General features: G+C 51.4%; 2 protein-coding genes. Both read left to right on the top strand.

The features are described from left to right. Positions 1–2549 (top strand): leucine-rich repeat protein (locus QNJ86_RS13805; RefSeq protein WP_283833230.1); only part of this gene is annotated, 2549 nt, incomplete at its 5' end. Positions 2550–2798: 249 nt separating this feature from the next. Then, the gene (locus QNJ86_RS13800; protein ID WP_283833229.1) at positions 2799–4154 is read left to right on the top strand and encodes an InlB B-repeat-containing protein; all 1356 of its coding nucleotides are present in this window, start codon (positions 2799–2801) and stop codon (positions 4152–4154) included. Positions 4155–4655 lie beyond the last annotated feature (501 nt).

Below are 4655 nucleotides of genomic sequence, written 5' to 3'. Positions count from 1 at the left end.
CTGGTTCTACAACCCATGTCTCTGCCCAGGCATTGTCCCTGTGCCAATCGGGCTCCTCACTCACCACCGGGGATGGCGGCACCGCATTTGCTTCACATGACAGAATGCTTTTCTCAAAGGATCTCAAAACCCTAGTTGCAGTTCCACCGGCTTACGGGACAGCCATTGTGTTGCCAACCGAGACTGAGACAATCGGCGCGTACGCTCTTGCCGGTTGCAAAGACCTCGCGTCGATTATGGTGTTGGGCAACATCCAAAAGATTGACCCCACGGCTTTCGCTGACGAAGTCAAAGCCTCCGCAGTGGTCGCGCTTCCGGCGGGAAATGACTACGAAGCTCTCAAGTCTGTCTGGGAGAACGCAGGCTTCCAACACTTCGCTGAACCTGCTCAGCCTGGTGCAACCACGAATCCGGATACCAACGAAGCAGCCAGCGGCCTTACCTACACCCTGCTCGACGACTACACCCTCTCCGTCTCCTGGCAAGGCAAAGACGACCCAGCCTCCGAACTCGAAATCCCCGCATCCGCTGAGATCAATGGCGTGCCCTACCGCGTAAGCACTATTGCTGAGAACGCCTTCGCAAACCGTGGCTCCCTCACGAGTGTGGAGCTCCCCACAACTATCACCACCATTAGCACCGCCGCTTTCGCCGGCTGCGCAAATCTCGCAACTATTGAGTTTCCCAACACGCTAGGTACCATCGGCGAGCGCGCCTTCGAAGCCACCTCCCTCAAGGACGTATGGCTTTCTGAAAGCATCAACTCAATCGGCTCCCGAGCCTTCGCCTCCTGCTCAACCCTTGAGCGCGTAGTCGCCCTTGGCACCCCCGAAGTCGCAACCGACGCTCTTGCTGGCTGCACAAACGTCTCCCTCTACATCCCCTCCGGCTCCGAGGACTCCTGGAACCCCGGCCTCCCCTCCGACAACAACCACCTCATGCCCTACGGCATCACACTCTCCGAAGAACCCCTCGCCATCGAAGCCGGACAAGAAGCCGACCTCCTAGAGGGTGGCAATCTCCAAGCCCCCGACCCCGTAGAAGCCTCCTACTCCTACGCTGCTGCACCTCTGTCAGTTGATTCTGGCACAGTCTCAGCCAAGAAAGCAGGTACTTCCGACGTTACCGCTGTGCTCACGTTGAATGATGTGGAGCTTGCCCGCGCAAGCCGTTCGGTCGAAGTCTCCCCGAACCCCGATGCAGAAGCCGACATCGTTCAGCTAAACTCCGAGGTATCTCTACCTTCAACGTATCTCGCAGATCTCCGCGCTGCTTCCGCACCCATCAGTGTTGATGCTCCCTTTGCCGCCACCTTTGGTCTCGACGCTCCCTACGATGTGAAAGAACCACCTACCTCAATGGAGGCATCTGCCAAGTTCACCAACAACATGGATATTCCTCTACAGCTTGCCAAAATTACCTGCTTAGATCATAACTTTAGTAACGTTCTTGCGAACGATGGTGGCCCAGGTCTCATGTATCAAAAGCTTTTCAGTCTCTACCCTCAAGGTGTTCCAGAACAAGTAGTTGACTTTGGTTATGAAAGCACCATAAATGACCAGCGTCCCACTGACCCAAGTGCTTTTACTATACCGCCCAAAGACTCAGCTTTTTATACCTTCCGTTTGAATCTTGCCAAAGCCAAGGTTAACTCGGGTATTGCTGACGCTGGCATCACAACACAGAATCTCACCACCGTGATGTGTACGTTTGAAAACTCAAGCTTTTATCTTAAGGACAAAGCATCAGGCAGAATCTACGGCCTTACTGAGGTTAAAAAGCACGCTAACGATATATCTGCGAACAAAGAGAATTCACCCTACTGGAAGCAATACCAAGGCTATCTTGCCGACGACACCACTTATACCTGCCAGACCGTCTGGGATGGCACTCCTTATGACGTGCGTATCATTGGCGTCTACCACGATATTAAGACGGACGAAAGCAGGGCTGGCCTTACCTTTCAGTTTAAAAACTTGTTGAATACGAATTATTTGATGAACTCTACAGCTACCAGTGCTGGTGGCTGGGGCCAAAGTCAACTTCGTGCAAATATGAATCCTAATACTCTGCCAAATATTAGTGGCATTAACGGAGAAGATACTAATATTATTTGGAACATGGTGCCATATGACCTGCAAACCTCCATTGAGATTGTTCAGAAGAGCTATGGGACAGTTAATAGTAATGATAATGAATCTAATATGAGTATTTCTGGTGACAAACTTTTTATCGCAAGTTGGTTTGAACTCACGGGTACACCATTTACGCAATATACCAATTGGGCTGCTGCAATGACATGTCTTACCAAAGAGGGCACCCCATATGAATACTGGAACGGTAAAGCAACTCAAAACGGCAAAGAAAACGAAGCTTTGGTAAAATTTCGTCAAACGAATTCTCCAAGAGCTTATCCCTGGTGGACGCGTTCCTTGTCTCCTGCTAGCTCTATCAGTTTCATTTCCGTGAATAGTGAGGGTATCTCCACAGGTGGTACATCTGGTAATAGTGGCACTTGGTATCATGTCTGCCCGTGTTTTTGCCTCTAATTCCAGGAAAGATGGTTTGCCGGATATTTTCTCGGCACAAGTTAGGGCGATAGGTAGATTGCGGGATGAGAAATCCTCCACCTATAGTCGGAATCAGCTTTAACTATGTTGAGCTTCGCAAGTAGATCGTAGGGCAAGGGATCTGTCTCTGCCCGGCGGAGATTATCAAGGTGTCCCACATCCCGCATCAACAGCAGGTATTCTCGTAGCTTTAAAGCTGCGAGGCTCAAAGAAAGGAACGTGCTAGCTATGCCGAGCACGAGATATATATCGAAGCCAAGTATGCGGCACGTGGGTGCTGGTGTGCTTGTGCTTCTGTTTGCTCTTATAACAGCAGTAACGTTTGTCATGCCTGTTGCAAGGGCTTATGCGACAGGTAGTGGAAGTACCTCGCTTGGCATCATGATTATTGACTCGTCCAAGGATCAAAGCGCCTCCCCAGGTACCACCAGTCTTGGCATCCGTGTGACCAATTCTGGGGAGACCTTTGTTACAGAGTACACCCTCACGCTCAACTTTAACGATAACTCAGGGAAAACTTCAACGGTAAAAGCAACCTACAACCGGCTTCTTTCGGCTATTACTGATCTTCCTTCGCGTACAGGCTATACCTTCCTTGGCTACTATGACTCACCAGAGGGCGGCAAACAAATCTACGACAAAGACGGCACGAGCACTCTTGTTTGGAAGACAGCAAAAGACACTACGCTTTTTGCTCATTGGCAAGCTACAACTACGCTGGTCTCGTTTGATCAAAACACAGGAACAGGTGGACAGACTGTTCAGGTGACTGCTACGTATGATTCTGATATGCCTGCTATTACGGCTAAACCCACAAAGGGAAACCATATCTTCTTGGGCTACTTCGACGATGCCAGTGGTGGCACCAAGTACTACAACGCTGATCTTACGAGCGCCACCAAATGGAACAAAGTAGATGCTACTGCTACCCTCTATGCCCAGTGGCAGATAAACTCCTACACCTTCACCTGGAACGCTAATGGAGGTAACTGGAGTGGATCTTCTGATGACAAGACCACCACGGTCAACCATGATGCGTTGGTGACTCCACCGAAGGAACCCTCTCGTCCTGGATATAAGTTTGATGGGTGGTACAAGGAGGGACTCACTGTCCCTTGGAACTTCCAAACTGACAAGCCAACGCAGAACACCACCCTCTACGCCAAATGGTCGGAACAAATTCTGTGTACGGTTCCTGTTTCAACCCTCCTTCAAGTAGATGCAAAGGGAGACGTAACCGACATTACCGGTACAACCCATCAGTTTGCTTCTCAGACTACTGCTCCTATAGTGGTGACCTCTGCAACAAGCACGCTGCTTGCAGGTGCCAACAGCTTGTTCCCTGATGAAGCGGCAAGAAAGGATGTTGCTATCCTTATTAAGCCTGAGGGTGGCCAGCAGAAGTCCATTCCGCTGGCTACGGCAACTCCTGTCAGTCTTGGCTTCCAGATCGACACAGAGGGGACTCTCCCTGTTTCTTTCGGTCTGCATCTTCCTGCAACTGCTCGTCTGAACTACCTGGCAAACGATGGCACGGCTGAAATAGCCAGCATCTCCTACACGGTTTCTCTCGCTATCTCGTAGCCAACCCATGCCCACTCGCGGCGGACCCCACCCATTATCCGCCGCACAACCCGCAGGCGCGCCTTCCCATCACGGGCGCGCCTGTGTGGTTTTGGGGTTCTGCGTCTCGCCGCGCGAAAAAGTGTGACGCGCTTACGCGCTACTGATTACGCCAAGAGACATCCGTCTCCCTCGCATTATGATGCGGGCATTCGCGCCTGAGTGAACGAATGGTCAAAGTATTCCGCCAAAGGTTGAGAATACAACCATGACCTGCGTTTTCGCGCTTACGCGCGAACGGCGCTCTGGAGAACGCTGCTACGGAGGTTATCTCAGCTGTAAATCAATGCCTTCCGGCCAGCTGGTTCACGATGTAAAGCTGAGGATGTTTAATGGCTCCTAGGGTAATCAGTAGCGCGTGAGCGCGTCACTCTAGTGGAGCCATGTAGGCTGGGGGGTTTGGGAGGGTTCTTGGCGCTTCTGAACACTGTCTTCTTCGCGCCCGAAGGGCGCATGCTAAAG

Origin of the sequence: Gordonibacter faecis (genome assembly GCF_030077735.1) — a bacterium.
Classification (GTDB): domain Bacteria; phylum Actinomycetota; class Coriobacteriia; order Coriobacteriales; family Eggerthellaceae; genus Gordonibacter; species Gordonibacter faecis.
The sequence above is the reverse complement of the archived record's forward strand: the minus strand, read 5'-3'. Positions and strand labels throughout refer to the sequence as shown.